This window comes from Kluyvera huaxiensis (genome assembly GCF_040149365.1).
Lineage (GTDB): Bacteria > Pseudomonadota > Gammaproteobacteria > Enterobacterales > Enterobacteriaceae > Kluyvera > Kluyvera intermedia_A.
Window position 1 is genome coordinate 157,259 of record NZ_JBEFLV010000006.1, and the last position, 16,515, is coordinate 173,773.

The following is a 16,515-nucleotide window of genomic DNA, read 5'->3' on the forward strand; positions in this document are numbered from 1 at the left end:
GGTACCACCAACGGTCGTTTTGCGCCGTTTCATCCCCTCGCCTTGCGAGCCTACTCGTAAAGCCGCTCCCGTTTCGGACGATTCTCGCCGTCTTTCATATTTCCTCCATTTTTTCTGAGCGTTCCGTAACTAAACTAGTATCATTTCGTGGAATGATTCAGGAAGAGACACGTATAACAATGAAAGGCAGTCATAACACACGCTGGCGAATTGCGCTGGCCTTGCTGGTGGTTATCGCGGGGGCGGTAGGCATCTGGCATTTCAGCAGTAATTCAAATACTTCGGACTCAGGTGCCGCAAAACCCGCTGGTGCACCTGCGGGCGGCGGGCGTCATGGTGGTCGTTTCGGCGCCACGTTAGCACCGGTGCAGGCAGCCACCGCCACCAGTGAAGCCGTGCCACGCTATCTCAGCGGGTTAGGCACGATTACCGCCGCCAATACGGTCACCGTCAGAAGCCGCGTGGACGGCCAGTTGATGGCCATTCATTTCCAGGAAGGGCAACAGGTTAAAGCCGGCGATTTGCTGGCAGAAATCGATCCGAGTCAATTCAAAGTCGCGCTGGCCCAGGCCCAGGGACAGCTGGCGAAAGATAAAGCCACCCTCGCTAACGCCCGCCGCGATCTGGCGCGCTATCAGCAATTGGTGAAAACCAATCTTGTTTCTCGCCAGGAACTCGACACCCAGCAGTCGCTGGTCAGCGAAACCGAAGGCACCATTAAAGCCGATGAGGCGTCGGTCGCCAGCGCGCAGCTCCAGCTCAACTGGAGCCGGATTACCGCGCCTATCGATGGCCGCGTGGGTTTAAAACAGGTCGATATTGGCAACCAAATTTCCAGCGGCGACACCACCGGGATTGTGGTGCTGACCCAAACGCATCCGATAGACCTCGTCTTTACGCTGCCAGAAAATGACATCGCCACCGTCGTCGCCGCGCAAAAGGCAGGAACAACGCTGGCGGTTGAAGCCTGGGACCGTACCAACAAGAAAAAACTGAGCGACGGCACGCTCCTGAGTCTTGATAACCAAATTGACGTCACCACCGGCACCATCAAGCTCAAAGCCCGCTTTAACAATCAGGACGATGCGCTGTTCCCTAACCAGTTCGTCAACGCCCGTATGCTGGTTGATACTCAACAAAACGCCGTGGTGATCCCAACCGCCGCGCTGCAGATGGGCAATGACGGCCACTTCGTGTGGGTGCTCAATAGCGAGAACAAAGTCAGCAAACACACCGTGGTACCGGGAATCCAGGATAGCCTGAAAGTGGTTATCGACGCTGGGCTCTCCGCAGGCGACCGGGTCGTCACCGATGGTATCGATCGCTTGACCGAAGGCGCGAAGGTCGAAGTCGTCACCGCACACGATGCGACCGCTGCCAGCACGGAAAAACCGGCGGCGGCTGAAGGCCATTCCGCTGGTCATAAAGGAGCGCGCGGCTGATGCAAGTTTTACCGCCGAGCAACACAGGCGGCCCATCCCGCCTGTTTATTATGCGTCCTGTCGCCACCACGCTGTTGATGGTGGCGATTTTGCTGGCCGGGATCATAGGCTACCGTTTTCTGCCCGTCTCCGCGCTTCCCGAGGTGGACTATCCGACCATTCAGGTGGTGACGCTCTATCCGGGAGCGAGCCCGGATGTGATGACCTCCGCCGTCACCGCGCCGCTGGAGCGCCAGTTTGGTCAGATGTCCGGCTTAAAACAGATGTCGTCGCAAAGCTCCGGCGGGGCCTCGGTGGTGACGCTGCAATTCCAGCTCACCCTGCCGTTGGACGTCGCCGAGCAGGAAGTGCAGGCGGCGATTAACGCCGCCACTAATCTGCTGCCAAGCGATCTGCCGAACCCACCGGTCTACAGTAAAGTGAACCCAGCGGATCCGCCGATTATGACCCTTGCCGTCACCTCCACCGCCACGCCGATGACCGAAGTGGAAGATATGGTGGAAACGCGCGTGGCGCAGAAAATATCCCAGGTCTCCGGCGTCGGTCTGGTAACGCTGGCCGGCGGCCAGCGCCCCGCAGTGCGCGTGAAGCTTAACGCCCAGGCGATTGCCGCGCTGGGGCTGACCAGTGAAAACATTCGCACCGCCATCACCAGCGCCAACGTTAACTCGGCCAAAGGTAGCCTCGATGGCCCAACGCGCGCGGTCACGCTCTCCGCCAACGATCAGATGCAGTCGGCGCAGGAATATCGCCAGCTGATTATCGCCTACAAAAATGGCGCACCAATTCGCTTAGGCGATGTGGCAACCATTGAGCAAGGAGCCGAGAACACCTGGCTTGGCGCATGGGCCAACAAAAAACAGGCTATCGTGATGAACGTGCAGCGCCAGCCCGGCGCCAACATCATTTCGACCGCCGACAGTATTCATCAAATGCTGCCGCAGCTGACCGAGAGCCTGCCGAAATCCGTCAAAGTTGAAGTGCTTTCTGACCGTACCACCAACATTCGCGCCTCGGTCTCCGACACCCAGTTTGAGCTGATGCTAGCGATTGCGCTGGTGGTGATGATCATCTATCTATTCCTGCGCAACGTACCGGCGACCATTATTCCCGGCGTTGCCGTGCCGTTGTCGCTGGTCGGCACCTTCGCGGTGATGGTATTCCTCGACTTTTCCATCAACAACCTGACGCTGATGGCGCTCACCATTGCCACCGGGTTTGTCGTCGATGACGCCATTGTGGTTATCGAGAACATTTCGCGCTACATCGAAAAAGGCGAGAAACCGATGGCGGCGGCGCTGAAAGGCGCGGGTGAGATTGGCTTTACCATCATCTCCCTGACCCTGTCGCTGATTGCGGTGCTGATCCCGCTGCTGTTTATGGGCGATATTATCGGCCGCCTGTTCCGCGAATTTGCTATCACCCTTGCGGTGGCTATTCTTATCTCGGCCATTGTTTCGCTTACCCTGACGCCGATGATGTGCGCGCGCATGCTGAGCCATGAATCACTGCGCAAACAAAACCGCTTCTCCCGCGCCAGCGAGCGTTTCTTCGAGCGAGTAATTGCCGTTTACGGCCATTGGCTGGCCCGCGTATTAAATCATCCATGGCTGACGTTGAGCGTGGCGCTGGGGACACTGGCGCTGTCGGTTATTCTGTGGGTCACCATTCCGAAAGGCTTCTTCCCGATTCAGGATAACGGCATTATCCAGGGCACACTTCAGGCGCCGCAGTCGGTTTCGTTCACCAGCATGGCGCAGCGCCAGCAGACGGTGGCCGATGCGATTTTGAAAGATCCGGCGGTGGAGAGCCTAACCTCGTTTGTCGGCGTGGACGGCACCAACCCGGCGCTAAACAGCGCGCGCCTGCAAATCAACCTTAAGCCGCTAAGCGACCGTGATGACCGCGTACAGACCGTCATTAACCGTCTGCAACAAACGGTGGCACGTATTCCAGGCGTCGAGCTGTATCTGCAGCCGACGCAGGATTTAACCATCGATACCACCGTTAGCCGTACGCAGTATCAGTTTACACTGCAGGCCAACTCGCTGGATGCGCTCAGCCAATGGGTGCCGCAGCTGATGACCCAGCTACAGGCGCAGCCGCAGCTTTCCGACGTCAGCAGCGACTGGCAGGATCAGGGGTTGGTCGCCTTTGTGAACGTTGACCGCGACAGCGCCAGCCGCCTCGGTATCTCCATGGCCGACGTCGATAATGCACTGTATAACGCCTTCGGCCAGCGTTTGATTTCCACCATCTACACCCAGGCTAACCAGTATCGCGTGGTGCTGGAGCACGATACTCAGGCCACACCTGGCCTGGCGGCACTGGATAACATCCGCCTGACCAGCAGCGACGGTGGTATCGTCCCGCTCACCGCGATTGCCAAAATCGAGCAGCGTTTTGCGCCGCTGTCGATTAACCATCTCGACCAGTTCCCGGTGACGACCATTTCGTTCAACGTGCCGAATGGCTATTCGCTGGGCGATGCGGTGCAATCGATCCAGGATGCCGAAAAATCGCTGAACTTCCCGACGGATATTCGCACCGAATTCCAGGGCAGCACCCTCGCCTTCCAGTCGGCGCTGAGCAGTACCATCTGGTTGGTGGTGGCGGCCGTTGTGGCGATGTATATCGTGCTCGGCGTGCTCTATGAAAGCTTTATTCACCCGATAACCATCCTGTCGACGCTGCCAACCGCGGGCGTCGGCGCGCTGCTGGCGCTGATGATTTCGGGCAGCGAGCTGGACGTGATTGCCATCATCGGCATCATCTTGCTTATCGGTATCGTCAAGAAGAACGCGATCATGATGATCGACTTTGCGCTGGCGGCCGAGCGCGAACAGGGCATGGAACCGCGCGAGGCGATTTATCAGGCCTGTCTGCTGCGTTTTCGCCCGATTCTGATGACCACGCTGGCAGCGCTACTTGGCGCGCTGCCGCTGATGTTAAGCACCGGGGTTGGCGCAGAGTTACGGCGTCCGCTGGGGATCGGCATGGTCGGCGGTCTGTTGGTTAGCCAGGTGCTGACGTTGTTCACCACGCCGGTTATCTATCTGCTGTTCGACCGCCTGTCACTGTATCTGAAAAGCCGGTTCCCGCGCCGTGAAGAGGAAGCGTAAGTGAAATTTTTTGCGCTCTTCATCTACCGTCCGGTGGCGACGATCCTGATTTCGCTCGCCATCACCCTGTGCGGCATTCTGGGCTTTCGGCTGCTGCCGGTGGCCCCGCTGCCACAGGTAGACTTCCCGGTTATCATGGTCAGCGCGTCTCTGCCGGGGGCATCGCCGGAGACCATGGCATCGTCGGTTGCCACCCCGCTTGAACGTTCGCTGGGGCGCATTGCTGGGGTCAACGAAATGACCTCCAGCAGTTCGCTGGGCAGTACGCGTATCATTCTCGAATTTAACTTCAACCGTGATATCAACGGCGCGGCGCGCGATGTACAGGCGGCGATCAATGCCGCGCAGAACCTGCTGCCGAGCGGTATGCCGAGCCGTCCGACCTACCGTAAGGCCAACCCGTCGGATGCGCCAATCATGATCCTGACGCTCACCTCGGATACCTACTCCCAGGGCGAGCTGTACGATTTTGCCTCTACCCAGTTGGCGCAGAACATCGCGCAAATTGACGGCGTCGGCGACGTGGACGTGGGCGGCAGCTCCCTCCCCGCCGTGCGTGTCGATCTCAATCCGCAGGCGCTGTTTAACCAGGGCGTGTCGCTTGACGCGGTGCGTAGCGCTATCAGCAACGCCAACGTACGTAAACCGCAGGGGGCGATTGAAGATCCCGCACACCGCTGGCAGGTACAGACCAATGATGAACTGAAAAAAGCAGCGGAATATAAGCCGCTAATTATTCACTACAACAACGGCGCGGCGGTGCGTCTTAGCGACGTGGCGAACATCACCGACTCGGTGCAGGATGTACGTAATGCCGGGATGACCAACGCCAAACCGGCGATTTTGCTGATGATCCGCAAGCTGCCGGAAGCCAACATTATTCAGACCGTAGACAGCATTCGCGCCGAATTACCAGCGCTACAGCAAACCATTCCCGCCGCTATCGACCTGCAAATTGCCCAGGACCGCTCACCGACCATTCGCGCATCGCTGGAAGAAGTGGAGCAGACGCTGGTCATTTCGGTGGCGCTAGTTATCCTGGTGGTGTTCCTGTTCCTGCGTTCGGGCCGTGCAACGCTGATCCCGGCGGTGGCGGTTCCGGTGTCGTTAATCGGCACCTTTGCCGCCATGTACCTGTGCGGATTTAGCCTCAACAACCTGTCGCTGATGGCGTTGACCATCGCCACCGGCTTTGTGGTCGATGACGCCATCGTGGTGCTGGAAAATATCTCACGCCATCTGGAAGCCGGCATGAAGCCGCTACAGGCGGCGCTACAGGGTAGCCGTGAGGTTGGCTTTACCGTTCTGTCGATGAGCGTATCACTGGTGGCGGTATTCCTGCCGCTGCTGCTGATGGGCGGCCTGCCCGGCAGGCTGCTGCGGGAATTCGCCGTCACGCTGTCGGTGGCGATAGGCATTTCGCTGGCGGTATCGCTGACGTTGACGCCGATGATGTGCGGCTGGATGCTGAAATCCAGCCGTCCGCATACGCCCACCCGCAATAGAGGTCTGGGGCGTTTGCTGGTCGCCATGCAGCAGGGTTACGGCAAATCGTTGCGCTGGGTGCTCAACCACGCAAGGCTGGTCGGCGTGGTATTCCTGGCTACCATCGCGCTCAACATCTGGCTCTATATTTCGATTCCGAAAACCTTCTTCCCGGAGCAGGACACCGGGGTGCTGATGGGAGGAATTCAGGCCGACCAGAGCATTTCGTTCCAGGCGATGCGCGGCAAATTGCAGGACTTTATGAAGATTATTCGTGAAGATCCGGCGGTCGATAACGTCACCGGTTTTACCGGCGGCTCGCGCGTCAACAGCGGGATGATGTTCATTACCTTGAAATCTCGCGACCAGCGCCACGAGACGGCGCAGCAGATCATCGACAGGCTGCGTAAGAAGCTCGCCAAAGAACCCGGTGCCAACCTGTTCTTAATGGCGGTCCAGGATATCCGCGTTGGCGGCCGTCAGTCCAACGCCAGCTATCAGTACACCCTGCTTTCCGATGATTTAAGCGCCCTGCGCGAATGGGAGCCGAAAATCCGCAAAGCGCTGGCTGCGCTACCAGAACTGGCAGACGTTAACTCGGATCAGCAGGACAACGGCGCCGAGATGGATCTGGTGTACGACCGGGAAACCATGTCGCGTCTGGGCATCAGCGTCGAAGAGGCCAACAGCCTGCTCAACAACGCCTTTGGTCAACGGCAGATTTCCACCATCTACCAGCCGCTGAACCAATACAAAGTGGTGATGCAGGTTGATCCTGTTTATACCCAGGACGTCAGCGCGCTGGACAAAATGTTCGTGATTAATAACGACGGCAAATCTATTCCGCTGTCTTATTTCGCCAAATGGCAGCCGGCCAACGCGCCGCTGTCGGTGAACCATCAGGGGCTATCGGCTGCGTCCACGGTCTCCTTTAACCTGCCAACCGGCAAATCGCTCTCGGAGGCCAGCGACGCTATCACCCGCACCATGACCCAGCTTGGCGTGCCGCCGACGGTGCGCGGCTCGTTCGCCGGGACGGCTCAGGTGTTCCAGGATACGATGAACTCGCAGGTCATTCTGATTATTGCCGCTATCGCCACGGTCTATATCGTGCTGGGTATTTTGTACGAGAGCTACGTCCACCCGCTGACCATTCTCTCCACCCTGCCGTCCGCAGGCGTTGGCGCGCTGCTGGCGCTAGAGCTATTCGGTGCCCCGTTTAGCCTAATCGCCCTCATTGGGATCATGCTATTAATTGGCATTGTGAAGAAAAACGCCATCATGATGGTCGACTTCGCCCTGGAAGCGCAGCGTAACGGCAACCTGCCGCCGGAAGAGGCTATTTTCCAGGCCTGCTTGCTGCGTTTTCGCCCGATTATGATGACCACGCTGGCGGCGCTGTTTGGCGCACTGCCGCTGGTTATCTCCGGCGGCGATGGTTCAGAACTGCGTCAACCGCTGGGGATTACCATTGTCGGGGGGCTGGCGATGAGCCAATTGCTGACCCTTTACACCACCCCGGTGGTGTATCTGTTCTTCGATAGTCTACGTCTGCGTTTTTCGCGTCAACCACGACAATCGGTAACGGAATAACCATGACTGAACTTCCCGCCAACGTTCGCTGGCAATTGTGGATAGTAGCGTTCGGCTTTTTCATGCAATCGCTGGACACCACCATCGTCAACACCGCCCTCCCCTCCATGGCGCTAAGCCTGGGGGAGAGCCCGCTGCACATGCATATGGTAGTGGTCTCCTATGTGCTGACCGTTGCCGTGATGCTGCCCGCCAGCGGCTGGCTGGCTGACCGGGTCGGGGTGCGCAATATCTTTTTCATCGCCATTATCCTGTTTACCCTCGGTTCGCTGTTCTGCTCACTTTCCAGCACGCTTAACGAGCTGGTGATGGCGCGCGTATTACAGGGGATTGGCGGGGCGATGATGGTGCCCGTCGGCAGGCTGACGGTGATGAAAATTGTGCCTCGCGAACAATACATGGCGGCGATGACCTTCGTCACCCTGCCCGGCCAGATTGGCCCGCTGCTTGGCCCAGCGCTGGGCGGGATTCTGGTTGAATATGCCTCGTGGCACTGGATCTTCCTGATTAACATTCCCGTCGGTATCATCGGCTGTATCGCCACGTTGGTACTGATGCCCAACTACACGGTACAAACCAGGCGCTTTGATATTTCAGGGTTTATCGTGCTGGCTCTGGGTATGGCGACGCTGACGCTGGCCCTCGACGGGCAAAAAGGCTTAGGCATTTCACCATTAATGATGGGCGCGCTGGTGGCTATCGGCGTCGTCTCTATCCTGATGTATCTGTGGCACGCCTACGGCAACGACGGTGCGCTGTTTAGCCTCAAGCTGTTCAATACGCCAACCTTCTCGCTGGGGCTGGCCGGGAGTTTCGCCGGGCGTATCGGTAGCGGTATGCTGCCGTTTATGACGCCGGTGTTTATGCAGATTGGTCTCGGCTTCACGCCGTTTCACGCGGGGTTAATGATGATCCCGATGGTGCTGGGCAGCATGGGTATGAAGCGCATCGTGGTGCAGGTGGTTAACCGCTTTGGCTATCGCCACGTGCTGGTGTTCAGCACCGTCGGCCTTGCCCTAATCAGCCTTATCTTTATGTTCACCGCGCTGGCCGGCTGGTACTACGCGCTACCGGTGGTGCTGTTTATTCAAGGGATGGTCAACTCCAGCCGCTTCTCATCGATGAACACGCTCACCCTAAAAGATCTGCCGGACGAACAGGCCAGCAGCGGCAACAGTCTGCTGTCGATGATTATGCAACTGTCGATGAGTATCGGCGTCACTATCGCCGGGATCCTGCTGGGGATGTTTGGCCAGCAGCATATCGCGATTGGCAGCGACGCCACGCACCACGTGTTTATGTATACCTATTTATGTATGGCCGTGATTATTGCGCTTCCAGCCCTCGTGTTCGCACGAGTGCCGGATGACACCAGCAAGAACGTGGTTATCGCCCGACGCAAATTGAAGGAGTAAATCGTGAAATTATGGCGCCCGGGGATCTCCGGCAAACTGTTTATCGCCATTCTAGCCACCTGCATTGTACTGCTGATCAGCATGCATTGGGCGGTGCGCATCAGCTTTGAGCGCGGCTTTATTGACTACATTAAGCGCGGGAACGAACAGCGGCTACAGCTACTAAGCGACGCGCTGGCGGAACAGTATGAGCAACATGGGAACTGGCGTTTTTTGCGCAATAACGACCGCTTTATCTTCCAGATCCTGCGATCGTTTGAGCATGACAATAATGAAGATAAGCAGCCGCCCGGCCCACCGGGGCCTCCTGGTCCAGGCATGCCGCCGCACGGCTGGCGAACTCAGTTTTGGGTAGTCGATCAAAACGCCCGCGTGCTGGTTGGCCCACGCGAAGCGGTGCCGCATGATGGCAACCGTCGCGGTATTATTGTTAACGGCATGGAGGTCGGCGCGGTGGTTGCCTCGCCGGTCGAGCGACTGACCCGCAATACCGATATTAATTTCGATAAACAGCAGCGCCGCACCAGTTGGCTTATTGTCGCGCTGGCCACGCTGCTCGCGGCCCTTGCCACCTTCCCGCTGGCACGCGGACTTATCGCCCCGGTCAGACGGTTGGTCGAAGGCACCCATAAACTGGCGGCGGGCGATTTCTCGACCCGCGTCCCCGTCACCAGCGGCGATGAGCTGGGCAAACTGGCGCAGGATTTTAACCAGCTTGCCAGCACGCTGGAGAAAAACCAGCAGATGCGCCGCGATTTAATGGCCGACATTTCCCACGAGCTGCGTACTCCGCTGGCGGTGCTGCGTGGGGAACTGGAAGCCATTCAGGACGGTGTCCGCAAATTTACCCCGGAATCGGTGACCTCGTTGCAGGCGGAAGTTGCCACGCTCACCAAGCTGGTCAACGATTTGCATCAGCTGTCCATGTCCGATGAAGGGGCGCTTGCCTACCAGAAATCACCGGTGGATATTATTTCGCTGCTGGAAATTGCCGCCGATGCCTTCCGCGAACGCCTTGCCAGCCGGGGGTTGACGCTGAATCTGACACTGGCGGAGAGCGCCACGGTCTTCGGCGATCCGGACCGCCTGATGCAGCTATTCAACAACCTGCTGGAGAACAGCCTGCGCTATACCGACAGCGGCGGCCAGGTGCTGATTCGCACCACGCTAGACTCCCAGCACATCGTGATGGAGTTTGCCGATAGCGGCCCTGGCGTTACCGATGAACAATTAACCAAACTGTGCGAGCGTTTTTACCGCACCGAAGGATCCCGCAACCGCGCCAGCGGCGGATCCGGCCTTGGATTGGCAATTTGTGCCAATATCGTCACCGCCCACGGCGGCCGCCTTGGGGTCGAGCATTCGCCTTTTGGCGGGGTTAGCATTAAAGTAGAATTACCGCTGGAACGCGCAATACCGAGAGAAATATGACCGAGTTACCGATTGATGAGAATACCCCGCGCATTTTAATTGTCGAAGACGAACCGAAGCTGGGGCAGTTGCTCATCGACTATTTGCTGGCCGCGCACTATGCACCGACGTTAATTAGCCACGGCGACAAAGTGCTACCGTACGTTCATCAGTCACCGCCGAATCTGATCCTGCTGGATCTGATGCTGCCGGGCACCGACGGCCTGACGCTGTGCCGGGAGATCCGCCGCTTCTCCGACGTTCCTATCGTGATGGTGACGGCCAAAATTGAAGAGATTGACCGCCTGCTGGGGCTGGAAATTGGCGCTGACGACTATATCTGTAAGCCGTATAGCCCGCGCGAAGTGGTGGCGCGCGTAAAAACCATTTTGCGCCGCTGTAAGCCGCGCCAGGAGCTGCAGGCGCTGGACGAGCAAAGCCCGCTTATCGTCGACGAAAACCGTTTTCAGGCCTCGTGGCGCGACCGCCTGTTGGATCTGACTCCGGCTGAGTTTCGCCTGCTGAAAACCTTATCGCAGGAACCAGGAAAGGTGTTCTCCCGCGAACAGTTGCTCAATCATCTGTATGACGACTATCGCGTGGTCACCGACCGCACCATCGATAGCCACATTAAAAACCTGCGCCGCAAGCTGGAGTCTCTCGACGCCGAGCAGTCGTTTATCCGCGCGGTATACGGCGTGGGCTACCGCTGGGAGGCCGACGCCTGCCGGATGGCGTAATCACACTTGCAGAGCGGCTTGCTGGCCGCCCTGCTTTCTCTCCTGCCGTATTATTAGCATCTCCACAAATTTCTCCCATACTCATACAGTCAGCCAATACCTTTAACCACTTCAATTTCATCAAGGAGTCACCATGGCGGGTTGGTTTGAGTTAAGCAAAAGCAGCAACGATCAGTTTCGTTTTGTACTAAAAGCGGGCAACGGAGAAATTATCCTCACCAGCGAGCTTTACACCACCAAAGCAGCGGCGGAAAACGGCATCGCCTCCGTGCGAACCAACAGTCCGCTGGACGAGCGCTATGAGAAAAAAACGGCGACCAACGGTAAATTCCACTTTAACCTGAAAGCCGGTAATCACCAGGTGATTGGCAGCAGCCAGCTGTACGCCAGCGAAGCTTCGCGCGATAAAGGCATTGCCTCGGTGAAAACCAACGGTGCCAGCGAGACCGTAAAAGATAACACCTGATAGGTAGATTCTCCGCCGGGTGGCCTCTGACCGCCACCCGGCGCTTTACCTCACCCCTGCGCAGCGCTACAATGCCCGCCCTTAAAGTGGGGACACTCCCCAACTCGCCGCATCAGGTGTGGCGAATCTGACCTGTCATCAGAACGAGAAAATCATGTTTAAACCGGAACTCCTCTCCCCAGCGGGAACGCTGAAAAATATGCGTTACGCTTTCGCTTACGGTGCCGATGCAGTTTATGCTGGCCAACCGCGCTACTCGCTGCGCGTGCGTAACAACGAATTCAATCACGAAAATCTGCAGCTCGGCATCAACGAAGCCCACGAACTGGGCAAGAAATTCTATGTGGTGGTCAACATCGCACCGCATAACGCCAAGCTGAAAACCTTTATTCGTGATCTGAAGCCGGTGGTGGATATGGGGCCGGATGCGCTGATTATGTCCGATCCAGGGCTGATTATGCTGGTGCGTGAAAACTTCCCCGAGATGGATATTCACCTGTCCGTGCAGGCGAACGCCGTGAACTGGGCGACGGTAAAATTCTGGAAGCAGATGGGTCTGACCCGTGTGATCCTCTCCCGCGAACTGTCGCTGGAAGAAATTGAAGAGATCCGCAGCCAGGTGCCGGATATGGAGATTGAGATCTTCGTCCACGGTGCGCTGTGTATGGCCTACTCCGGCCGCTGCCTGCTGTCCGGCTACATCAACAAGCGTGACCCGAACCAGGGTACCTGCACCAACGCCTGCCGCTGGGAATACAACGTCCAGGAAGGCAAAGAAGACGATATCGGCAATATCGTCCACAAATACGAACCGATTCCGGTACAGAACGTGGAGCCAACCCTCGGCGTTGGCGCCCCGACCGATCAGGTGTTTATGCTGGAAGAAGCCAAACGTCCGGGCGAGTACATGACCGCCTTTGAAGACGAACACGGCACCTACATCATGAACTCAAAAGATCTGCGCGCCGTGGCTCACGTCGAGCGTCTGACCCAAATGGGCGTGCACTCGCTGAAAATCGAAGGCCGCACCAAATCGCATTACTACTGTGCCCGCACCGCGCAGGTTTACCGTAAAGCGATTGACGATGCCGCTGCCGGTAAACCATTCGATACCAATCTACTGGAAACGCTGGAAAACCTCGCCCATCGTGGCTACACCGAAGGTTTCCTGCGTCGCCACACGCATGACGATTATCAGAACTACGAATACGGTTTCTCAGTCTCCGAGCGCCAGCAGTTTGTCGGTGAATTTACCGGCCAGCGCAAAGGCGTGATGGCCGAAGTGGCGGTGAAAAACAAATTTGCCCTTGGCGATAATCTGGAACTGATGACCCCGCAGGGCAACGTCAACTTCAGCCTTGAGCAGATGGAAGATGCCAAAGGCGTCGCGAAACCGGTCGCACCGGGTGATGGGCATACCGTATGGATTCCCGTGCCGGAAGATATCGAACTGGAGTATGGTCTGCTGATGCGCAATTTCACAGGAGAATCCACTCGAAATCCGCATAACAGCTAGTACATATATATTGTTTTTCAATAGCAAAGATTCTTAGAAATGGATCACAGACGGAATTATCAATAGTCGATACTATTCCCTCCGCTGAAAAACATAATCCATAAATGCTAGCTGTACCCAAGAACCACCTCCTTAGCCTGTGTAATCTCCCTTACACGGGCTTATTTTTTGCCTGCTCCCCAGACAAGCACATCTGACCGTCCTTTGTTACACTCTTTGCATACCCCATAAAGAGGTACCACGATGTCAGATTTTCCAGCCAGTTTATTGATCCTTAACGGCAAAGGTGCCAACCACCCGCAGCTGCGTGAAGCGGTTGAACTGCTGCGCGACGAAGGCGTAGATATTTATGTCCGCGTAACGTGGGAGAAAGGCGACGCGGTTCGCTATGTGGAAGAGGCGATCGCCCTCAAGGTCGCAACGGTGATTGCCGGCGGCGGCGACGGCACCATCAACGAAATTGCGACCGCGCTTATCCAGTGCGAGGGGAACCCGGTTCCGGCACTCGGCATTCTGCCGCTCGGCACTGCCAACGACTTCGCGACCAGCGTCAATATCCCGGCCGATATGGCCAATGCCCTGAAGCTGGCGATTGCCGGGCGCGACGTTCCGGTCGATATCGCGCAGGTGAACGGTAAAACCTGTTTTATCAACATGGCTACCGGCGGTTTCGGTACGCGCATCACCACCGAAACGCCGGAGAAATTGAAAGCCGCGCTCGGCGGCGTGTCGTATCTGATCCACGGGCTGATGCGCATGGATACCTTAAAACCCGACCGCTGCAAAATACAGGGCGAGAACTTTAGCTGGCAAGGCGATGCGCTGGTGATTGGCATCGGCAATGGGCGTCAGGCCGGGGGCGGGCAGCAGCTTTGCCCGGATGCGCTGATTGACGACGGCCTGCTGCATCTGCGTATTTTTACCGGTGAAGAGCTGCTGCCGGCGCTGTTTAATACGCTGGCCAGCAGCGATGGCACGGAGAATCTGGTGGACAGCGTGTCGCCGTGGTTTGAAGTGACGGCGCCGCACGAGATGACCTTTAACCTCGACGGCGAACCGCTAAGCGGAAAAACCTTCCGCATGGAGATTTTGCCGGCGGCGCTGCGCTGTCGCCTGCCGCCGGACTGTCCGTTACTGCGTTAACGCATCGCGCGCTTTAAGATCCGTTCTGATTGGCGTTTGAAATCCGTTGCCGTTTCGGCGACGGTTTTCTTACCGTAGTCAATCGACTGCAGCGCGCTATCAAACTCCTGCACCAGCTGCGGGTCTTCAAGATATGGCGATACCGACAGCGTCGTCGGCAGCGCCAGCGCCTGTTTAATCCCGGCAACCGATGGGTCCTTATCGTTTATGACGCCCGCTTGGGTGAGTGTCGCGACGGCACTTTTGCTCAGCGGTACGCCGCGCTCCAGCCCCAGTAACGTAACGCCCTCTTTGCTGTTGAGCAGGAAGTTAATCAGCTTCGCCGCTGCCTGCGGATTTTTACTGGTTTTGCCAATCGACAGCATCATCGACGGCTTCATAAACAGCCCTGCATCGGTCGCTCCCGGCAGCATCGGATAATCACCGAGCACCAGTTTAGCTGGCGGTTTGAGATTGTCGGAGTATTTGGTGACCGCGGTGTTCCACATGTATACCCCGCCCCACTCGCCCTCGATCCACGGCTTCATTTCATACATATTGCCCTTGCCGAAAGAGGCGTAGTACTTCATATCCGGGATCACGTGATTGCTCACCAGATCTTTATACAGCTGGAAAAACTCCACCCACTGCGCGTCGCTGTAGGAAAACTTCTTCGCCTTCTCGTCGATGGCCGGAAGATTGTATTTCTGCACCATGTAGGAATTGAGCAGCGCCAGCACGCCCAGGCTTTCCGGCGCCACCGGGTAATACTGTTTACCCAGTTTGCTCTCAAAAGTTTTGCCGGCAGTCATCAGCTCATCCCAGTTTTTCGGGAAGCTTAGCCCGGCTTTTTCCCAGGTCTGGTCGTTAAAGTAAAAAATACGCGCGGTCATCGCCACCGGAATGCCGTTAAGCTTGCCCTTCACCGTCACCGGCTGCAGATCTTTGGCGGTGAAATTATCGAGCCCAATCTCCGCTTTCACCTGATTCAGGTCGTAAAAACCGCTGCCGTCTTTGGAGAACAGCGTCAGCCAGTTCCAGTTGGTCTGCATCACGTCTGGCTCGGTGCCGCCCGCCAGTTGAGTGGTCAGACGCGAAGTGTGGCCGTCCCAGCCGGTATATTCGGCTTTGACGTTTATATCCGGGTATTGCTGATGGAAGGCTTCCAGCGCTTTGAGCGTCACCTGATGGCGGCCATTACCGCCCCACCAGGACATGCGTAAGTCGACGGTTTCCGCCGCTACGGCAGAGGCTGTGCAGGCGCTTAACACCAGCGGTAGAGCTATTCGGAAAGATTTATTATGCATTTTTTATTGTTTCCCAGAGGTCGTTGGTCGGATAGCACGTACGCGCTATCCGACTTTGTGTGTCGAGCGGCCCGCTGGCACTGCGCCAATCGGGCCAACAGCGACGGCATCGATCAATACGCGGCAACCTCCCGCGCCATTTCTCGTGTGTATTGACGGCTGGCGTTGACCAGCATCTGCGTATACGCCGTTTGCGCCTCGCCGCTCACCAGCGCATCCACGGTCAGCGTTTCCAAAATTTTGCCGTACTGCATCACCGCCACCTTCTGGCAGAGATGGGCGATCACGCCCAGATCGTGGGTGACCATCAGATAGGTGAGATTCGACTCCACCTGTAGCTCAGCCAGCAGATTGAGGATTTCCGCCTGTACCGACACATCCAGCGCCGAGGTCGGTTCATCGAGCAGCAGCACCTGCGGCTCGAGGATCAGCGCACGGGCAATCGCCACGCGCTGCCGCTGGCCGCCGGAAAGCTGGTGCGGATAGCGGTTACGGAACGCCCGATTTAGCCCCACGCGGTCCAGCAGCGTGTTGATCCGCCGGTCACGGTCGTTAATACCGTGGATTTGCAGCGGCTCTTCCAGAATGTCGCCAATGGTATGACGCGGGTGCAGCGAACCGTAAGGATCCTGAAATACCATCTGCACCTGGCGGCAACGCTCGCGACTGAGGGTGTTCCCCAGCCGCTGGCCGCCGATTGCTAGCTCACCTTGCCAATGGTTAAATAGCCCAGCGAGGCATTTCAGCACCGTCGTTTTCCCGGAACCGGACTCCCCTACCAGGCCGTAAATCTCGCCCGGCTGAACGTGGAAATTCACGTCATACAACACCTGGTTACGCTTGTCGCCTTCGCCAAATACCAGGTTCAGGTTTTTCACTTCAATCATCGGGCGCTCC

The 16,515-nt window shown here is 57.3% G+C and carries 11 protein-coding genes; 9 read left to right on the forward strand and 2 right to left on the reverse strand.

Annotated elements, in window-relative coordinates:
* Window positions 1–179 precede the first annotated feature (179 nt).
* The 9 genes from ABOC97_RS08660 to yegS all read left to right on the forward strand — a co-directional run bounded on the left by ABOC97_RS08660 (window position 180) and on the right by yegS (window position 14,332).
* Window positions 180–1,442, forward strand: coding sequence for an MdtA/MuxA family multidrug efflux RND transporter periplasmic adaptor subunit (locus tag ABOC97_RS08660; protein ID WP_349596351.1), 1,263 nt, complete (start codon window positions 180–182; stop codon window positions 1,440–1,442).
* Window positions 1,442–4,564 (forward strand): MdtB/MuxB family multidrug efflux RND transporter permease subunit, encoded by a 3,123-nt coding sequence (locus ABOC97_RS08665; protein ID WP_349596353.1) that lies wholly within the window; start codon window positions 1,442–1,444, stop codon window positions 4,562–4,564. Before ABOC97_RS08660 ends, ABOC97_RS08665 begins: the two co-directional genes overlap by 1 nt.
* Complete coding sequence (gene mdtC / locus ABOC97_RS08670) at window positions 4,565–7,642, forward strand: multidrug efflux RND transporter permease subunit MdtC (protein WP_349596356.1); 3,078 nt, start codon at window positions 4,565–4,567, stop codon at window positions 7,640–7,642.
* Between the two features lie 2 nt (window positions 7,643–7,644).
* Window positions 7,645–9,057 (forward strand): MFS transporter, encoded by a 1,413-nt coding sequence (mdtD, locus tag ABOC97_RS08675; RefSeq protein WP_349596359.1) that lies wholly within the window; start codon window positions 7,645–7,647, stop codon window positions 9,055–9,057.
* Between the two features lie 3 nt (window positions 9,058–9,060).
* On the forward strand, window positions 9,061–10,488 hold the full coding sequence (baeS, locus tag ABOC97_RS08680; protein WP_349596362.1) for an envelope stress sensor histidine kinase BaeS: 1,428 nt from the start codon (window positions 9,061–9,063) through the stop codon (window positions 10,486–10,488).
* Complete coding sequence (baeR, locus tag ABOC97_RS08685; RefSeq protein WP_349596365.1) at window positions 10,485–11,207, forward strand: envelope stress response regulator BaeR; 723 nt, start codon at window positions 10,485–10,487, stop codon at window positions 11,205–11,207. The genes baeS and baeR overlap by 4 nt, the downstream gene beginning before the upstream one ends.
* A 133-nt stretch (window positions 11,208–11,340) precedes the next feature.
* Window positions 11,341–11,673 (forward strand): YegP family protein, encoded by a 333-nt coding sequence (locus tag ABOC97_RS08690; protein WP_349596368.1) that lies wholly within the window; start codon window positions 11,341–11,343, stop codon window positions 11,671–11,673.
* A 154-nt stretch (window positions 11,674–11,827) separates the two neighbouring features.
* The gene (trhP, locus tag ABOC97_RS08695; RefSeq protein WP_349596370.1) at window positions 11,828–13,189 is read left to right on the forward strand and encodes a prephenate-dependent tRNA uridine(34) hydroxylase TrhP; all 1,362 of its coding nucleotides are present in this window, start codon (window positions 11,828–11,830) and stop codon (window positions 13,187–13,189) included.
* Window positions 13,190–13,432: 243 nt separating this feature from the next.
* A complete protein-coding gene (gene yegS, locus ABOC97_RS08700; protein ID WP_349596374.1) occupies window positions 13,433–14,332 on the forward strand; it encodes a lipid kinase YegS in 900 nt (299 codons plus the stop codon).
* On the opposite strand, the gene ABOC97_RS08705 is transcribed toward yegS, so the two are convergent.
* Both ABOC97_RS08705 and ABOC97_RS08710 read right to left on the reverse strand, forming a co-directional pair.
* The gene (locus tag ABOC97_RS08705; RefSeq protein ID WP_349596377.1) at window positions 14,329–15,618 is read right to left on the reverse strand and encodes an ABC transporter substrate-binding protein; all 1,290 of its coding nucleotides are present in this window, start codon (window positions 15,616–15,618) and stop codon (window positions 14,329–14,331) included. The genes yegS and ABOC97_RS08705 overlap by 4 nt on opposite strands.
* A gap of 113 nt (window positions 15,619–15,731) precedes the next feature.
* Entirely contained in the window at window positions 15,732–16,505 is a 774-nt protein-coding gene (locus ABOC97_RS08710; RefSeq protein WP_349596380.1) for an ABC transporter ATP-binding protein, read from the reverse strand.
* Between the last annotated feature and the right edge of the window lie 10 nt (window positions 16,506–16,515).

Coding starts and splice junctions, on each gene's coding strand:
- ABOC97_RS08660 (WP_349596351.1), top strand. CDS start 180: ATGAAAGGCAGTCATAACACACGCTGGCGAATTGCGCTGGCCTTGCTG.
- yegS (WP_349596374.1), top strand. CDS start 13,433: ATGTCAGATTTTCCAGCCAGTTTATTGATCCTTAACGGCAAAGGTGCC.
- trhP (WP_349596370.1), top strand. CDS start 11,828: ATGTTTAAACCGGAACTCCTCTCCCCAGCGGGAACGCTGAAAAATATG.
- mdtD (WP_349596359.1), top strand. CDS start 7,645: ATGACTGAACTTCCCGCCAACGTTCGCTGGCAATTGTGGATAGTAGCG.
- ABOC97_RS08665 (WP_349596353.1), top strand. CDS start 1,442: ATGCAAGTTTTACCGCCGAGCAACACAGGCGGCCCATCCCGCCTGTTT.
- ABOC97_RS08705 (WP_349596377.1), bottom strand. CDS start 15,618: ATGCATAATAAATCTTTCCGAATAGCTCTACCGCTGGTGTTAAGCGCC.
- baeR (WP_349596365.1), top strand. CDS start 10,485: ATGACCGAGTTACCGATTGATGAGAATACCCCGCGCATTTTAATTGTC.
- ABOC97_RS08690 (WP_349596368.1), top strand. CDS start 11,341: ATGGCGGGTTGGTTTGAGTTAAGCAAAAGCAGCAACGATCAGTTTCGT.
- ABOC97_RS08710 (WP_349596380.1), bottom strand. CDS start 16,505: ATGATTGAAGTGAAAAACCTGAACCTGGTATTTGGCGAAGGCGACAAG.